The 16,146-nt window shown below is 60.6% G+C and carries 14 protein-coding genes and 1 tRNA gene; 6 read left to right on the plus strand and 9 right to left on the minus strand.

Going from position 1 to position 16,146, the window contains the following annotated elements:
• Window positions 1-53: 53 nt before the first annotated feature.
• The 9 genes from BW958_RS20465 to BW958_RS01535 form a co-directional block, all read right to left on the minus strand.
• Window positions 54-145 (minus strand) — tRNA-OTHER (locus BW958_RS20465).
• A gap of 170 nt (window positions 146-315) precedes the next feature.
• Window positions 316-783 (minus strand): hydrogenase maturation peptidase HycI, encoded by a 468-nt coding sequence (hycI, locus tag BW958_RS01500; RefSeq protein WP_143232982.1) that lies wholly within the window; start codon window positions 781-783, stop codon window positions 316-318.
• Window positions 780-1,187: a formate hydrogenlyase maturation HycH family protein gene (locus BW958_RS01505; protein WP_076573626.1), complete on the minus strand. Its 408-nt coding sequence runs from the start codon at window positions 1,185-1,187 to the stop codon at window positions 780-782. The genes hycI and BW958_RS01505 overlap by 4 nt, the downstream gene beginning before the upstream one ends.
• A complete protein-coding gene (locus BW958_RS01510) occupies window positions 1,184-1,984 on the minus strand; it encodes an NADH-quinone oxidoreductase subunit B family protein (RefSeq protein WP_076573628.1) in 801 nt (266 codons plus the stop codon). The genes BW958_RS01505 and BW958_RS01510 overlap by 4 nt, the downstream gene beginning before the upstream one ends.
• A complete protein-coding gene (locus BW958_RS01515; protein ID WP_076573630.1) occupies window positions 1,984-2,535 on the minus strand; it encodes a formate hydrogenlyase complex iron-sulfur subunit in 552 nt (183 codons plus the stop codon). Before BW958_RS01515 ends, BW958_RS01510 begins: the two co-directional genes overlap by 1 nt.
• A gap of 9 nt (window positions 2,536-2,544) precedes the next feature.
• Window positions 2,545-4,269, minus strand: a complete 1,725-nt coding sequence (locus BW958_RS01520; protein WP_076574084.1) for a hydrogenase large subunit — start codon at window positions 4,267-4,269, stop codon at window positions 2,545-2,547.
• A gap of 11 nt (window positions 4,270-4,280) precedes the next feature.
• Complete coding sequence (locus tag BW958_RS01525; protein WP_076573632.1) at window positions 4,281-5,234, minus strand: respiratory chain complex I subunit 1 family protein; 954 nt, start codon at window positions 5,232-5,234, stop codon at window positions 4,281-4,283.
• A 3-nt stretch (window positions 5,235-5,237) separates the two neighbouring features.
• Entirely contained in the window at window positions 5,238-7,094 is a 1,857-nt protein-coding gene (gene hyfB, locus BW958_RS01530; RefSeq protein ID WP_076573634.1) for a hydrogenase 4 subunit B, read from the minus strand.
• Complete coding sequence (locus tag BW958_RS01535) at window positions 7,094-7,717, minus strand: 4Fe-4S dicluster domain-containing protein (protein ID WP_076573636.1); 624 nt, start codon at window positions 7,715-7,717, stop codon at window positions 7,094-7,096. The genes hyfB and BW958_RS01535 overlap by 1 nt, the downstream gene beginning before the upstream one ends.
• 455 nt (window positions 7,718-8,172) lie before the next feature.
• On the opposite strand from BW958_RS01535, the gene BW958_RS01540 reads away from it, so the two are divergent.
• The 6 genes from BW958_RS01540 to uhpT all read left to right on the plus strand — a co-directional run bounded on the left by BW958_RS01540 (window position 8,173) and on the right by uhpT (window position 16,122).
• On the plus strand, window positions 8,173-8,712 hold the full coding sequence (locus BW958_RS01540; RefSeq protein ID WP_076573638.1) for a 4Fe-4S dicluster domain-containing protein: 540 nt from the start codon (window positions 8,173-8,175) through the stop codon (window positions 8,710-8,712).
• 53 nt (window positions 8,713-8,765) lie between these two features.
• Window positions 8,766-10,910, plus strand: coding sequence for a formate dehydrogenase subunit alpha (gene fdhF, locus BW958_RS01545; RefSeq protein ID WP_076573640.1), 2,145 nt, complete (start codon window positions 8,766-8,768; stop codon window positions 10,908-10,910).
• Window positions 10,911-10,968: 58 nt separating this feature from the next.
• Window positions 10,969-11,373 carry a hypothetical protein gene (locus tag BW958_RS01550; RefSeq protein WP_076573642.1) on the plus strand — a complete coding sequence of 135 codons (405 nt, stop codon included), beginning with the start codon at window positions 10,969-10,971 and terminating at the stop codon, window positions 11,371-11,373.
• 217 nt (window positions 11,374-11,590) lie between these two features.
• Window positions 11,591-13,699 carry a sigma 54-interacting transcriptional regulator gene (locus tag BW958_RS01555; protein WP_076573644.1) on the plus strand — a complete coding sequence of 703 codons (2,109 nt, stop codon included), beginning with the start codon at window positions 11,591-11,593 and terminating at the stop codon, window positions 13,697-13,699.
• Window positions 13,700-13,708: 9 nt separating this feature from the next.
• Window positions 13,709-14,524, plus strand: coding sequence for a formate dehydrogenase accessory sulfurtransferase FdhD (fdhD, locus tag BW958_RS01560; protein WP_076573646.1), 816 nt, complete (start codon window positions 13,709-13,711; stop codon window positions 14,522-14,524).
• Window positions 14,525-14,721: 197 nt separating this feature from the next.
• Window positions 14,722-16,122: a hexose-6-phosphate:phosphate antiporter gene (gene uhpT / locus BW958_RS01565; RefSeq protein WP_076573648.1), complete on the plus strand. Its 1,401-nt coding sequence runs from the start codon at window positions 14,722-14,724 to the stop codon at window positions 16,120-16,122.
• Window positions 16,123-16,146 lie beyond the last annotated feature (24 nt).

The raw sequence follows: 16,146 nt of genomic DNA on the forward strand, positions 1-16,146 counted from the left end.
TTCATGGTGCGCAGTCGCGCGGTTATTCTTCGGGAAGGGGGAAGCAAGAGAGTTGGCGGAAGAGGCTAGAATCGAACTCGCCGAACCCTTCTCGGGTCCCACCGGTTTTGTAGACCGGGGAGGCCACCAGACCCCATCAACTTCCGCATGGCGCCCATTGTCTGGAAATCAACAAAGGGACTCAACGTTTATGTTTTCTGTTGTAACGTTCTTTTGATTCAGGTCAGTTTCGATCTGCCCTGCAGGCCTTGCCGTGCCATTGTTACGCTAGATGCACCAAAAAATCGCCCCCAAACGGGGGCGGTTTCGCGTGCGTCAGTCGCTGTCAGCAAGCGCCAGTGGCGAGCCTTCCTGCCAGCCGGCCAACCGCGCATAAAGGCGATCCACCGCGCTCGATACCATCTCGGTGAGCGGGAACGAGAACGCCACGATAGCCGGTTGAATGCCGATAAACACCACCTCGGGCACGAAGGTTTTCAGCTCATCGATGAGAAAGTTAAGCGGCATATTGTGGGTCGAGAAGATAAACATGTCGGCGATGGTCTCGCTGTCTATCTCGCGCACCAGTCCGGCCGGCTCGCCCATCTCGGCGGCGTCAACCAGCACCACCCGCGACGGAGCCAGGGTGCGGATCGCGTGCATCTGCATCTCGGGGGCTGAGCCCCCGTCGATCACCTGCCAGCCGGGCAGCGGCGCGGCGGCCAATCGCTCGGCCAGCAGCGGACCGGCGCCATCGTCGCCCATCATGCTGTTTCCGACGGTCAGGATGAGGTTGCTCATCAGCGGCTCCTCAGCATCAGGTACATGTGTGGATCACGGTGCAGCGCGGCGAGCTGATCCATAAAGGCCTCGGTCCAACCGCGCTCCTCGTCGGTCAGATCGGCCGCACGCAGGCGATCGAAGGCACACGCCAGCATATGGCAGTGCTCGCGATAGATGGTCACTTCCCCGAAGGTCAGAAACCCTTCCATCTTGCGCCGCGCTTCGCTGCCGGCCGGCAGCTTGGCCACCCACTCGCGATAGGCATCGCGCGGGCAGACAATGTCGGCCTTGAGGCAGTCGACAATCCCCAGATGGTGGCCGATGGCGAGGCTGTAGTACATCACCGATTTGGCCTCTTCCGGTACGTCGAATTTCTCGTCGACGAACTTGCGGCTCAGGCGATAAAACAGCACTTGCTCACTCATGCCGCGCTCCCGGAACGGTTCAGGCAGAGGTTGGCGAGGTTGGCCACAATCTCGGACAGACGCGGATCGTCGCGGCGCTCCAGATAACGGCGCAGATCGCCATCGACCGTGTCGGGAGTGGCCTTCTCCAGCACCTCAAGGAACTCATCGCTGATGATGCGCCCTTGGCGATAACCGGCCAGACGGCGTGCTTCGCGCTCGACCATCACCCGGATCTCCTGAGGAATACCGGTGTGGCGCAGTTCAACCCGGCTGCCGGCAGCCACGTCGGTGTGCTTGGCCTTGAGTTTTTGATCAAGCAGGCCGAGTGCCACGGCAAAGCCATAAAGGGTTGCGGCCGGCGTCGGCGGACAGCCCGGAATATAGACATCGACCGGCACGATTTTGTCGGTGCCGCCCCAGACGCAGTAGAGGTCGTGGAAGATGCCGCCGTCGCAGCCACAAGCGCCGTAAGCGATGCAGATCTTGGGATCAGGCGCCGCTTCATAGGCGCGCAGAGCTGGCATGCGCATGGCGCGGGTTACCGCACCGGTAAACAGCAGGATGTCGGCGTGGCGCGGCGAGGCCACCACCTTGATGCCGAAACGCTCGGCATCAAACAGCGGGGTGATGGCGGCAAAGATCTCGATTTCGCAGGCGTTGCAGCCACCGCAGTCCACCCGGTAGACATAGGCCGAGCGGCGGATCTCTTTAAGCAGGGTGTGCTTGAGGCGGGCGGCGTCCGGGTGCTCGGCAATCGGCACCGCACGGGTGTGGGCATCGCCCACCAGTGGCTGGATCCCCTTGATGGCACTCATCACGCATTCTCCCCTTGGTCAGCCGGTTGCAGGTCGCGGCTGATAAACAGATTTTCCTGGGCCAGCATGCTGCGGCGGCGCTTGCAGGCCGGGCACAGTTGCAGGCGGTCGTGCTCGGGCAGCGGCGTGGCCGACTGCTTGAGGGTGTCTTGCACCAGCGACACCAGACGCTCGGGGGCGAAATAGTCGCCGCACTCGCCACAGGCGGCGAGCGGGAAGCTCGCCTCTTCGTACAGGTCGGCCTTGTTGGTCACCGCCAGCTCGAAGGTGGGAGAGAGGGTGATGGCTCGGGTCGGGCAGACCTCTTCGCAGCGGCCGCAGAAGATGCAGCGCGCCATCGATATCTCCCAGCGGCGGGTGCCGCTGGCGAGATCGGTTTCCATGATCAGGGCATTGGCCGGGCAGGCCTTGGTGCAGGCGGCGCAGGCGATGCACTGATCGGCGTTGTATTCCGGCTTGCCGCGAAAATCGTGGTTCACCTCATACGGGGCGAACGGATATTTGGCGACCGGAGTGCCGGCTTTGAGAATGGTCTTGAACAGCTTGAGCATGATCGCCTCTTATTTCAGCGGGGAGCCGGTACGCTCCTGACCGTAACGCTCGATCTCCTTGTAGGAGACCACGGTGGACTTGCCCTTCTTGGCATCAACCAGGGTGACCCGGTCGGTACAGGAGTAGCAGGGATCCAGGCTGCCAATGATGAGCGGTGCGTCGGCAATGGTGTTACCACGCAGCATGTAGCGCAGGGCCGGCCAGTTGGCATAGGTGGCCGCACGGCAGCGCCAGCGGAACAACTTCTGATTGTCACCGGTCATGCTCCAGTGCACGTTCTCGCCACGGGGCGCTTCGGTAAAGCCCAGTGCAAACTTGCCCGGTTGGTAGGTAAAGCCTTCGGTGAGCAGCGGACCGGCCGGCAGGTGCTTGAGGCCGTATTCGATCATATCGAGGGAGTCGTACAGCTCGTGGATACGCACCAGCACGCGGGACTCGACGTCACCGCCGGTCAGAGAGCGGATCTCCATCGGCAGCTCGCGGTAGCCGGCAAAGTCGTGCACCCGGCGCACGTCACGAGCGTGACCGCTGGCGCGCACCATGGGGCCGACGCAGCTGAAATCGCGCGCCACCTTGGGATCGAGACGGCCGATGCCGACCATCCGCGAGGAGATATTGGCGGTCTCAAGCAGCATGGCGACCAACGGCTTGAGCTCGTCGCGCAGTTCGCGCACCAGCTGGGCACCCTTGATCCGGTCTTCCTTCATGATGTCGCGGCGCACGCCACCGATGAGGTTAAGGCCGTAGGTTTTACGGGCACCGGTCAGCAGCTCGGCCAGCGCCATCGACTTTTCACGCACCCGGAAGAACTGCATGAAGCCGGTATCAAAACCGGTGAAGTGGCTGGCCAGACCGACGTTGAGCATGTGGCTGTGCAGGCGCTCGACCTCGAGCAGCACGGCGCGAATCATCTTGGCGCGTGCCGGCACTGCAATGCCGAGGGCGTTCTCTACCGAGGTGGAGTAGGCGACGCTGTGGGTAAAGCCGCAGATGCCGCACACCCGGTCAGTCAGAAACGCCACTTCGTTGTAACCCATGCGGGTTTCAGCCAGCTTCTCCATGCCGCGGTGGACATAGAACAGGCGGTAGTCCGCATCGACGATGTCTTCACCATCGACAAATAGGCGAAAGTGACCCGGCTCGTCCGAGGTGATGTGCAAGGGGCCGACCGGCACGATGCGATTACCGTCATCCCCCAGCTCGTTGATGAAGGGGTAGGTTTCGGTGTCAGTGGTCGGCATCGGACGCTGGCGGTAGTCCATGGCGTCTTTACGCAGCGGATGCAAGTCTTGCGGCCAGTCATCGGGCAGGACCAGACGACGCTGGTCGGGCAGACCGACGGCGGTCAGGCCATACATGTCGCGGATCTCGCGCTCGCCCCACACGGCGGCAGGGATGGTCGGCGTCAGCGAGGGGTACTCCTGCTCGTTGGCATCAACCAGCACGCGCAGGGTGATCCAGCTCTTGGTGGAGCCCTCAACCGAGAAGACGTGATAGACGGCGAAGTGGCCGTTGAGGGTCCGCTCGTCGTTGGCAAACGACACCGACAGCCAGCCATCGAGCTGGTGGAACAGGCGACCGGCCACCTCGACCAGTGCGGTCGGCTTGACGGTCAGGGTCGCCTGATCGGCGGTTTGCCAGGTCTCTTCGACAATGGCATGCGGGTGGTGACGTCTCAGCTCGGCGATGGTGTCAGCGCCGATATGCTGGTCGTGGGCAGTGTGTTGATTCATCTGGTTCATGGTCAGATCCGGGCCAGGTAGGCGACAAGGGCCAGCACGGCAATGCCGAGGCCGTAACGGGTCAGCAGGTGAGTTTTGACAAAACGGGTACGCGCCATGGCGTTCTCAATCAGGCCGGCGAGCAGGAAGGCCACCACCAGTTTGAGCAGCAGCACGGCGGCGGCGCCGATCAGGCTGCCAACGTGCCACTGCACGGCGCGGCCAAAGGGCAGGAACAGGGCAAAGAACAGCTGCACCACCACCAGTTGCTTGAGACCGAGGGAGAGCTTGATGAGTGCGAGGCTCGAACCCGAGTACTCGGTGAGCGGGCCTTCTTGCAGCTCTTGCTCGGCTTCGGCGCAGTCAAACGGCAGTTTGCCCATTTCGACAAACACCGCAAAGGCGCAGGCCAGTGCCGCCAGCAGCGCTGCCAGCGGCGCAGTCAGAGTGTGCTCGGCCATGTAGGTGCTGATGTTGCCAAGGTCAAAGCTGCCGGCCATCATCGCCATCACAAAGCACGACAACACCAGGATCGGCTCGACCAGGATGCCCAGGGTCAGCTCGCGGCTGGCACCGACACCGGCAAACAGGCTGCCGTTATCCAGACCCGCCAGCGAGAAGAAGAAGCGGAACACCGCAAACAGGTAGATGTCGGTGATAAGATCGCCGGCGATCGGGAAGGGCGATTGCTGGGTCAGGGTCGGCAGGGCCATCGCAATCAACAGCAAGGTCACCAGCAGCACCCACGGCATGGCCAGCGACACCAGCGTGACGCTTTGCGGCATCACGGCCTGGCGGCGCAGCAGCTTGGCGATATCGCGATAATCCTGCAACAGCCCCGGGCCTTGACGCGAGTGCATCTTGGCGCGGATCACCCGGTTAAACCCGGTCGCCAGCGGTGCCAGCGCCAGCATGGCCACCGCTTGGAACAGCGCCAGGGTCAGCATGCCCCAGCTCGGCATTTCGAGAATTGGCATCACTTACACTCCTACCAGCATCAGGACGAACAGCACCACCACCAGGGCATCCACCACGCGGGTTGCGCTGGCCGGGAACAGCTTGAGCACAGTGGCCAGATCCAGGCTGGGGCGCAGACGGTAGAGGGGGGCGCACAGGGTCCGCAGGGTGTGGGTCACGGCGCCGGCATTAAGGCTCATACGACCGTCATAGGCATAACCGCAGGCCCACGGCGTGCCGCTTTGACGGCGCGGCAGACGTTCGCTGCGCAGCACTGCCAGCAGCAACCAGGGCAGCACCAGCAGACCGAGCAGGGTGATGGCAATCACCGGGGTCGACAAAATGGCCTGGCTGGCGTCGGTCGGGATCAGGGCGCTACCCTGGCTCACCGGCATGGCAGTGGGCAGCAGGCTCTGAGCGTAGTGAGCCAGCGCGCCGGCAATCCAGGGCGAGCCCAGACCCAGCACCAGACAGCTGGCTGCCAGCAGCAGGGTGCCGGCACGCATCAGCAGCGGCACTTCGACCGCTTCTGCGGCCTTGGCGCTGCGCGCCTCACCACCAAAGCAAACCCCGTACACCTTCACAAAGCACATCACGGCCATGGCACCGGTCACCGCCAGCATCACCACGCCGATGGCGGCACTGGCGGGGCTGCCCAGACGGCTCATGCCAAGCAGGGATTGGTAGATAAACCATTCGCTGACAAAGCCGTTGAGCGGTGGCAGGGCCGAGATACTCATGGCGCCGATGAGAAACGCCAGCGCGGTCCACGGCATGCGGCGGGCCAGGCCCCCCATCTTGTCCATGTCACGGGTGTGCAGGCGGAACATCACCGAGCCGGTGCCCATAAACAGCAGGCTCTTGAACACGGCGTGGTTGAGCAGGTGATAGAGGGCGCCGAGCAGGCCGAGCAGGGTCAGCATCGGCTGACCGCTGGCGATACCGATCATACCGATCCCCATCCCCATCAGGATGATGCCGATGTTTTCCACTGTGTGGTAAGCCAGCAGGCGTTTGAGATCGTGCTCGGCCAAGGCGTACAGCACTCCCAGCACGGCCGAGGCGCAGCCGAGGAACAGCACCACATAGCCCCACCACAGGCTCGGTACGCCGAGCAGGTCTACCGCCAGACGCAGAATGCCGAACAGGCCGAGTTTGACCATCACGCCGGACATCAGGGCTGACACATGGGAGGGGGCCATCGGCTCGGCATCGGGCAGCCAGCCGTGCAGCGGCATGAAGCCGGCACGCAGGCCAAACCCAAGCAGGCCGAGCAGGAAGATGTGGTTGGCGACGGCGCCGACCGGGTGGTGTTCACGCAGCACGCTAAACGAGAAGCTGCCAGCTTCACTGGACAGCAGCCAGAAGGCGGCCAGCACCAGCACCATACCGACGTGGCTTAGCAGCAGATAGAGGCGCGCCTGACGGGTGGCGTCCGGGTTGGTGCGCAGCACCGCCCAGGTTACCAGCGTGATGATCTCGTAGGTCAGCAGGAAGGGGATGGCCGAGTCGACCACCACCAGCAGCGTCATGGCAAGCAGGAACAGGCCGCTGTGGGTGGCGATGGTGGCCGCGCCCTTGCCTTCGTACTCGTGCAGGTAGCTGGTGGCGTAGAGGCTGGCGGCGACGCCAACCAGCGAGATGGCCAGCAGCAGCACGGCCGAGAGGCCGTCACAGCGCACGCTGCCCAGCAGCCACAGTTGACCGGTCAGAATGTCTCCGCTGGCCAGGGTATGCACGGCGCACAGCAGGCCGAGCAGGGCGCCGGCGGCCGAGACCAGGCTGGCCAGACGACAAGCGAGGGACTCGCTGCCACGTCCGAGCAAGGCAATCAGGGTCGCGACGACATAAAGGAGCAGGGCTCCGGATAGCAGGCTCATCAGGCGTCTCCCTCGGGCGATGCAATGGTCACCGCCGGGTGATCGACGGCGGCACGTTGGCGGCGGGCGGTGCGGGCACGCTCGGTGCTGGCCGGATCAACCAGCATCAGCGCCTGGGAGGGGCAGGCACTCACGCAGGCCGGTCCTTCGGCACGGAACTCGCACAGGTCGCATTTGACTGCGATATTGCGCACACCCGGCTCCCAGCGCAGCAGGTCTTTGCCAAAGCAGGGCAGACCGGAGGCGGTGGAGGGGTTGCTCGATCGAATCGAGTTGGGGATATAGGTGTCGTAGCTGGTGGCCACGGCGATCGGGCGGCTGCCGCCAGACTGGATGGCACCGAACGGACAGGCTACGGCGCACAGGTTGCAACCGATGCACAGGCTCTCGTTGAGCTGGACACTGTCACCGGTCTGGGTGATGGCCTCGACCGGGCACACCTTGAGACAGGGGGCGTCATCGCAGTGCCGGCACTGGATTGGCATGGTTGCGGCGCCGTGGCGTTCCACGGTCAGTCTGGGAGTTTGCTGTAACCCCTCGGCCTTGTGTACCTGGCTGCAGGCTGCCATACAGGTGCCACAGCCGATACACAGGCGGGGGTCAGCAATCACGAAGCGGTTCATTAGCTTACCTTGTCATGTGCTGTGAGTGCCCCTCCTTATACAAAAATGGTGCCATCGCCAAAAAACTTTTTAATTTATTGATTTTATTGAATTTAATTAAGGTTGCATGGTGTTGGTCGCTAGATTAATTGTGACTGGCGTCACAAGTGTCGAGGGTGTCACCGGCTGTCGGCCCCCTCGTCAGGGCATCACTCTGGCGGATGTCATCTGGCCGTAACCCTTATCTGGCAAGGGCTGGCGTCAGGCAGGGCCACATCTTGTGAGCCTCGTCACATCGAATAAGTCCCCTCGACAGGCGTCGTCACTTTTGTCGACATCTGACTGTCGTCACCTCGACACTGATGAAAACCCCTTTCAAATCAATGAAATAAAAGTTGGCACACTCCATGCTGTACTGGTCCCGCCTTGCCGCTTTCTGCAAGCGGTTCGCTAACTAGAACAATCAGGATCAAGTTATGAACAGGTTTGTGATTGCCGATCCGGAACGCTGCATTGGGTGCCGTACCTGCGAGGTGGCCTGCGCCGTTTCGCATCAGGCGAGTGATGCCCAGGGCACTGTTCAGGCAAATGCGCCTTTTCACCCCCGTCTCAAACTGGTGGTCACGGAGCGGATTACTACGCCGATCCTCTGCCGCCAGTGTGAGGACAAACCGTGTGCCATGGCCTGCCCGAATCAGGCGATTGTTACGGAAAACGGGTGTGTGACCGTGCGTCAGGAGCGTTGCATCGGCTGCAAGTCGTGCGTGGTGGCCTGCCCTTATGGCGCCATGAACGTGGTCGTCACCGAGACGGCCCCCGAGTCCGATTCGTTGTTTGCCAAGGCGCACAAGAAGGCGCATGCCCTCAAGTGTGACCTGTGCGGACATCGTGCCGATGGCCCGGCTTGTGTCAGTGTCTGTCCGACCCAGGCCCTGCGGCTGGTGACGCCGGATGATCTGGAACAGGAGCGACGCCGCAAGCAACTGGCCAGCGCACTTGCGCTGCAGCCGGTCTGATTGTGGATGCCATCCGATATCCATCCCATGAATCAATGTGAGTGGAACTTTTAATGAAAAAGGTGATCACCGTCTGTCCCTATTGCGGGACCGGCTGCAAGATCAACCTGCTGGTAGAGAACAACAAGGTGGTGGGGGCTGAGGGTGCCCACGGCCGTACCAACGAAGGGCAACTTTGCCTCAAGGGGTACTACGGCTGGGATTTCCTCAACGACACCAACTTGCTGACACCTCGTCTCAAGAGCCCGATGATCCGTCGCGTCCGCGGCGGCAAACTGGAATCGGTCTCCTGGGAAGAGGCGATCGAGTTCGCCAGCAGCCGTCTGGCGGCCATCAAGGACCAATACGGTCCCGATGCCATCATGACCACCGGCTCTGCCCGGGGGCCGGGGAATGAAGCCAACTACGTGATGCAGAAGTTTGCGCGAGCGGTGCTAGGCACCAACAACGTAGACCACTGCGCGAGGGTGTGTCACGCCCCATCAGTCTCCGGTCTGGAGACAAGCGTAGGGAACGGCGCCATGAGTAACGCCATTCCACAAATTCAAGATGCCAAGTGCCTGCTGGTGTTTGGTTATAACGCGGCGGATTCCCACCCCATCGTGGCCCGTCACATTCTCAAAGCCAAAGCCAACGGCGCCAAGATCATCGTCTGCGATCCGCGGATGATTGAAACGGCCCGGGTGGCGGATCAGTGGCTGCCCCTGAAGAACGGCTCCAACATGGCGCTGGTCAACGCGTTTGCTAACGTGCTGATCAACGAAGGGCTGTACAACAAGGAGTATGTCGCCAACTTCACCGAGGGGTTCGACGAGTTCAAGGCTATCGTCGACAAGTACACCCCCGAGTACGTGGAGTCGATCACCGGTCTTAAGGCTGCGGACATCCGTGCGGCGATCCGCACCTATGCCGAAGCGCCCAACTCCATGATCCTGTGGGGCATGGGTGTGACCCAATACGGCCAGGCCGTTGATGTGGTCAAGGGACTGGCAGGTCTGGCACTGCTGACCGGTAACTTCGGCCGTGTCGGGACCGGTTGCGGTCCGGTACGTGGTCAAAACAACGTGCAGGGCACCTGCGACATGGGCATGCTGCCGCATCAGCTCCCCGGCTATCAGTCGGTGACTGATCCGGAGATCAGCGCCAAGTTTGCCAAGGCGTGGGGCGTGCCGTCGCTGCCGATGAAACCGGGTTACAAGTTGACTCAGGTTGGTCACAAGGTCGAAGAGGGCATCTGTAAAGCGATGTACATCTTCGGTGAAGACCCGGCTCAGACCGAAGCGGATCTCTCTGCTTTCCGCCGTACTCTCCAGGCGATGGATCTGGTCATCGTGCAGGATATCTTCATGACCCAAACCGCCGAGATGGCGGATGTGATCCTGCCGGCCACCAGCTGGGGTGAACACGAAGGGGTTTACAGCTCGGCTGACCGCGGCTTCCAGCGTTTCTACAAGGCGGTTACCCCGCCGGAAAACGTCAAGCCGGACTGGGAGATCTTCTCGTTGATGGCTCGCGCCATGGGTTACGAGATGCAGTACAACAACACCCAGGAGATCTGGGATGAGATGCGTGCCCTCTGCCCCCTGTATGCCGGTGTCACTTACGAGAAGATGGCCGATCTGAAGAGCGTGCAGTGGCCCTGCCCGACCGAAGATCACCCCGGTACGCCGACCCTGTTCGAAGGCAACGTCTTTACCACCCCAAGTGGCAAGGGGCGTCTGCTGGCCGCCGAATGGCGTCCGCCGCTCGAACAGACGGATGAACAGTATCCGCTGGTGCTCTCGACCGTGCGTGAAGTGGGTCACTACTCCTGCCGTTCGATGACCGGTAACTGCTCGGCACTGCAAACGCTGGCCGATGAGCCGGGTTATGTGCAGATCCACCCGACCGATGCCAAAGCGCTGGGTATTCGTGACCAGGCTCTGGTGTGGGTCTCCTCTCGTCGTGGCAAGGTGATTACCCGTGCCAACTACAACGAGCGGATCAACGCCGGTGCGGTCTACATGACCTACCAGTGGTGGATCGGTGCCTGTAACGAGCTGACCATCGAGCACGTTGACCCGGTATCGCACACCCCCGAGTACAAGTACTGTGCGGTGCGGATTGACCGCATCGAGGATCAGGCCGAAGCCGAAAGCTACGTCCAGATCGAGTACAGCGCACTCAAGGCCAAACTGCGCAGCGCCGCACGCGGCTGATGACAACACGGGCTCTCTTCACGGAGAGCCCGTTTAGAATTCGGTTGGAGATAATCTGATGAGCGATCCGCAGTCCCGCTCCTTTTCCCGTTTTTACATGGGTTTTTATCTGGCCAGCATGTTGCTGGGTGTGGCCTGTTTTGCCTTCAAGCACGATCTCATCTTTCTGATAGGCTTTTGCTTCTTCGGCTGCTTTATGGCTGCGCGTGCCGCCATGCGTGCCGTGCTTTCATCTCTTTCGATTACCCTGGCCTGGCTGCTGGCTTTTGTGGAAACCACCGTCATCAATCTGGTATTGGTATCACTGGCGGCGCTGGTGATCTGGCAGTGGGGTATCCGTATTCCGCCCATGGTGGTCGACAACCTGCCCTGGCTGCTGGTGGCGGTGCAATTGCTCAGTGCCAGCTTTATTTTCAGCGGGCTGAAATGGCATAACAGCGCCATGCTGGTGCAAAAATCCTGAACCCTGCCGGCTTTCCCCCCAGGTGCGCAGTTCCTGTCGGATAGTGCGTGTTAGTTTGATGTAAAGCAATTTTGTGATCGATGACGACCGTATCATGACCGCAGCTGTTTGCGTCTCTTTTTGATCTTCTTATTGGCCCGCTTCATTGAGTGGTCAATCAAAAGCCTCAAAAAGATGGAACTCAGATCCTTCCGAAACAGTTTCGTGCGGAGCCTTCATGCTGAATCTGACTGCCATCCCCCTGGATGACATCTCGCCCGTTTGGGACGATAAATTTCTGACTCTCTCCAAGAGCCTGCTCTCGGCGGTGACGCTGGGCGATTTCGTGCGCAAGCTCAACCGGATTGACGATGCCTTTGCCGGTGTGACCCGGGTCAATCTGGTACTCAATACCGGCAGTGACGATGAGGCGCTGTTCTATTTCATGAGCGAGCAGGGGCCGCGCCATCTCACCTGCAGCAAGCGTGAGCTCAATTTCTCCCGTGAGCAGGCCATCGTGCTGGGCGCCGATCGCTTTGAAAACCGCAGCCGGGCGCTGGCCGAGTTTGGGGTTTACGACGGTCTGACCGCGTTTTGCCAGTTGCCGGTCACCACGGCGCGCAGCCACCTGGGCGGCCTGGAATTTATCCATACCGGGCGCGAGCGGTTTGACATGCAGACCGTGGCGCGGCTTACCCAGCTGGCCGCCATCGTGGCCATTGCCCTTGAAAACGTACTCGACAAAGAGCGGGCGCTTGAGCAGGCTAATACCCTGCGCCTTGAGCGCGACAGCTGCCGCATTCTGGTGGACGTGACCAACGCGGTCATCAAGCAGGTGCGCATTGAGGAGTTGCCGCGCACCCTGTTTGCCATCTTGCAGCACCACTTTGCCATCAGCAGTCTGTGCCTGGCTGAATACAACACCACCTCCGATTGCTTTCGCAGCTATTTTGTCAGCGCCACCCGTGGTGAAGCGCAAGGGGTGGCCGAGCACACCTGTTTTGAAAAACGCTGTCTCAGTGATGCCCAAAGCCGCCATCAGCCGTTTTTCCTCTATCGGGACCAGGAGTGTGGCTGCGAGCAGCGCTGCCGCTTTAACTCCCACATGTTGCCAAGCGATGCCAGCGCCTCGTGCGTACTGCCGCTGCGCTATCGCGACCAGTTGCTTGGTGTGCTGATCCTCTCGCACCCACAGGCCGATTTCTTCAATACCCTCGATTTGTCGCTGCTTGAGCAGGTGGCGGCGCGCACCGCGATCGCCATGAACAACGTGCAGGCCCAGCAGGAGATCCGCAACACCAACGGCGCGCGCGAGAAGACCATCCGGGTAGCCGAGGCCAGCATGGATGGGGAGATCGTGTTCCAAAGCCAGGCGATGCAAGAGGTGATGGATAAGGTGCGGATGGTGGCCGAGAGCGACTGCTCGGTGCTTATTTTGGGCGAAACCGGCACCGGCAAGGAGCTGATTGCCCGCGCCATTCATGCGTTGAGCCCGCGCCGTGGCCACGAGATGATCAAGGTGAACTGCGCCGCCATCCCGACCGGCCTGATTGAAAGTGACCTGTTTGGCCATGAGAAAGGGGCCTTTACCGGTGCCCTGAGCCGGCGTATCGGCCGCTTTGAGCGGGCCGACAAAGGCACGCTGTTTCTCGATGAAGTGGGCGACATGCCCCTAGACCTGCAGCCCAAGCTGCTGCGGGTATTGCAAGAGCGCGAGCTGGAGCGGGTCGGCAGCACCGAGGCCATCTCGGTGGATGTGCGACTGGTGGCCGCCACCAACTGCGATCTGCTGGCTATGGTCGGCGAGAAGCGCTTTCGCAGCGACCTCTATTATCGCCTCAATGTCTTTCCCATCAACCTGCCGCCCCTGCGTGAGCGGCGCGAAGATATCCCGCTTTTGGTCAATCACTTTATCCGCAAGATTGCCGGCCGGATGCAACGCTCGATCACCTCAATCCCGGCCGATGCCATGAAGATCCTGGTGTCGCTGCCCTGGTACGGCAACATTCGCGAGCTCGAGAACATCATCGAGCGGGCGGTGGTGATGACCCGGGGCCAGGTGCTCAACCTCTCTCCCGAAGAGCTGCTGCCACTGCGCATGGAGCCGGTGTATGAAACGCCGAGCTACTATGTCGATCCGGTGGTCAGTCAGGTGATCCCGAGTATGCCCGCCACGGCGCCAAGCTCCGATGAGCGGGAGCTTATCTTGCAGGCGCTGCGCCAGTGCAACGGCATCGTGGCTGGTGAGCGTGGCGCCGCGGCCCGCCTTGGTATGAAGCGCACCACCTTGCTCTCGCGCATGAAGCGCCTTGGCATCTCGACCCGCCATTACGACACGTTGCAGTAAGGAGGCGTTATGGCTCTGGATAACCAGCCGTTTGCGGCCCTCTGTGTGCCGCGTGAAGTGGTGCACTATCAAAGCGATGGCGTGACGGTAGACAGTCAGATGCAGCTGCCGGCCGAGACACCGGTGGCGCTGGTCTATAACGGCATCAGCCATAGCGTGATGATGTGTTCGGCCGCCGATCTCGATGACTTTGCGGTGGGGTTCTCCTTAAGTGAGGGGATCATCGACAAGCTCTCCGATATCCATGATCTGGAGGTGGTGCCGGGTTGCAATGGCCTGGAAGTGCAGGTGACGCTGGCTAATCGCTGCGTGGCGCGCCTCAATGAACGAAAGCGCAGCATGGCCGGGCGCACCGGCTGCGGCATCTGCGGTAGCGAGCGCCTTGAGCAGGTGATCCGCCCTTTGCCTGCCGTCGCCAACAGTCAGACGCTCTCGATTGAATTGATTGAACAGGCGCTGGAGCAACTGCGACCCTTGCAACTGCTCGGGCAGGCCACCGGCGCCACTCATGCCGCCGTTCATCTCGATGGTGCGGGAAATATCACCGCCATTCGCGAAGATATCGGTCGTCATATCGCACTGGATAAGCTGGTTGGCCATCTGCTGCGCAGTGGCCGGCGTGATGGCGCCATTCTGGTCACCAGCCGCGCCAGTTTCGAAATGGTGCAAAAGTGCGCCAGTACAGGCATCGAGATCCTGCTGGCTATCTCGGCAGCAACCGAACTGGCCGTGCAGTGCGCCGAATCGGTGGGCATGACGCTGGTGGGTTTTTGCCGCCCCGGCCGCGCCGAAATCTACACCGGCCGCGAGCGGATTAGGTTGTAGTCTCATCGTCCGCCGGATGCCTCATTCACACAGAGTGTGATAGCCCTCAATAAAATCACCCAGCGCCAGCAGAACTAGGAAAAATTCCTAGTTCTCTTAGGCGGTGTGCTGACGGGTGCCAATCCCTGGCTTCTTACAATGCGAAGCGATAACCAGACACCCCCTGGTTCACTTTCACCATTGCCAAGGAGCACTCCATGCTGGCCTTTCTTAACCAGGTACGCCAACCGACCCTGGATTTGCCGGTCGAAGTACGGCGCAAGATGTGGTTTAGACCCTTCATTCAGTCCTATCTGGTCGTCTTTATCGGCTACCTGACCATGTATCTGATCCGCAAGAACTTTAACATTGCGCAGAATGACATGATCGCGACCTACGACCTCACCATGACCCAACTCGGGATGATTGGTTTGGGCTTCTCGATTACTTATGGCGTCGGCAAGACCTTGGTGTCGTACTACGCCGATGGCAAGAACACCAAACAATTTCTGCCCTTTATGCTGATCCTCTCGGCAATCTGTATGCTGGGTTTTAGTGCCAGCATGGGCGCCGGCTCCGTCAGCCTGTTTATGATGATTGCCTTCTATGCCCTGAGCGGATTTTTCCAAAGTACGGGCGGATCCTGTAGCTACTCCACCATCACCAAGTGGACGCCCAAGCGCAAGCGCGGCACCTATCTGGGGTTGTGGAATATGTCTCACAACGTGGGTGGGGCAGGGGCTGCAGGTGTTGCGCTCTTTGGCGCCAACTACCTGTTTGATGGTCATGTCATCGGGATGTTTATCTTCCCCTCCATCATTGCCCTGATTGTCGGCTTTATTGGTCTGCGCTATGGCAGTGACTCACCCGAATCGTACGGCCTGGGTGCCGCTGAAGAGTTGTTTGACGAGCCGGTCAGCGAAGAAGATCAGCAGGCTGATGGCGACGAGATGACCAAATGGCAGATCTTTGTCGAATACGTTCTGAAGAACAAGGTGATCTGGCTGCTCTGCTTTGCCAACATCTTCCTCTATGTGGTGCGTATCGGTATTGACCAATGGTCCACCGTGTATGCTCACCAAGTATTGAATCTACCTAAAGAAGTTGCGATTCAAGGGTTTACCCTGTTTGAAATCGGTGCGCTGGTTGGCACCCTGATGTGGGGGTATCTGTCGGATCTGGCCAATGGCCGTCGTGGTCTGGTGGCGTGTGTCGCGCTGGCGTTGATCATCGCCACCCTGGGTGTGTATCAACATGCCGCTAACCAGTATGTCTATCTGGCCTCCCTGTTTGCACTCGGTTTTCTGGTGTTTGGGCCCCAACTGCTGATCGGGGTTGCTGCGGTGGGCTTCGTGCCCAAGAAGGCCATCGGGGCCGCCGACGGCATTAAGGGGACCTTTGCTTATCTGATTGGTGACAGCTTTGCCAAACTGGGCCTAGGGATGATTGCCGACGGTACTCCGGTGTTTGGTCTGACCGGTTGGGCCGGTACCTTTGCTGCGCTCGATACCGCCGCCATCGGCTGTATTTTCCTGATGGCGATGGTCGCCGTGATGGAAGAGCGCAAAATTCGCCGCGAGAAGAAGCTCAAACTGCAGGTGGCACCAAGCGCAGCCTAATCACATTTACACCGTCTTGTGGCG

This window comes from Aeromonas sp. RU39B, assembly GCF_900156095.1.
Lineage (GTDB): Bacteria > Pseudomonadota > Gammaproteobacteria > Enterobacterales > Aeromonadaceae > Aeromonas.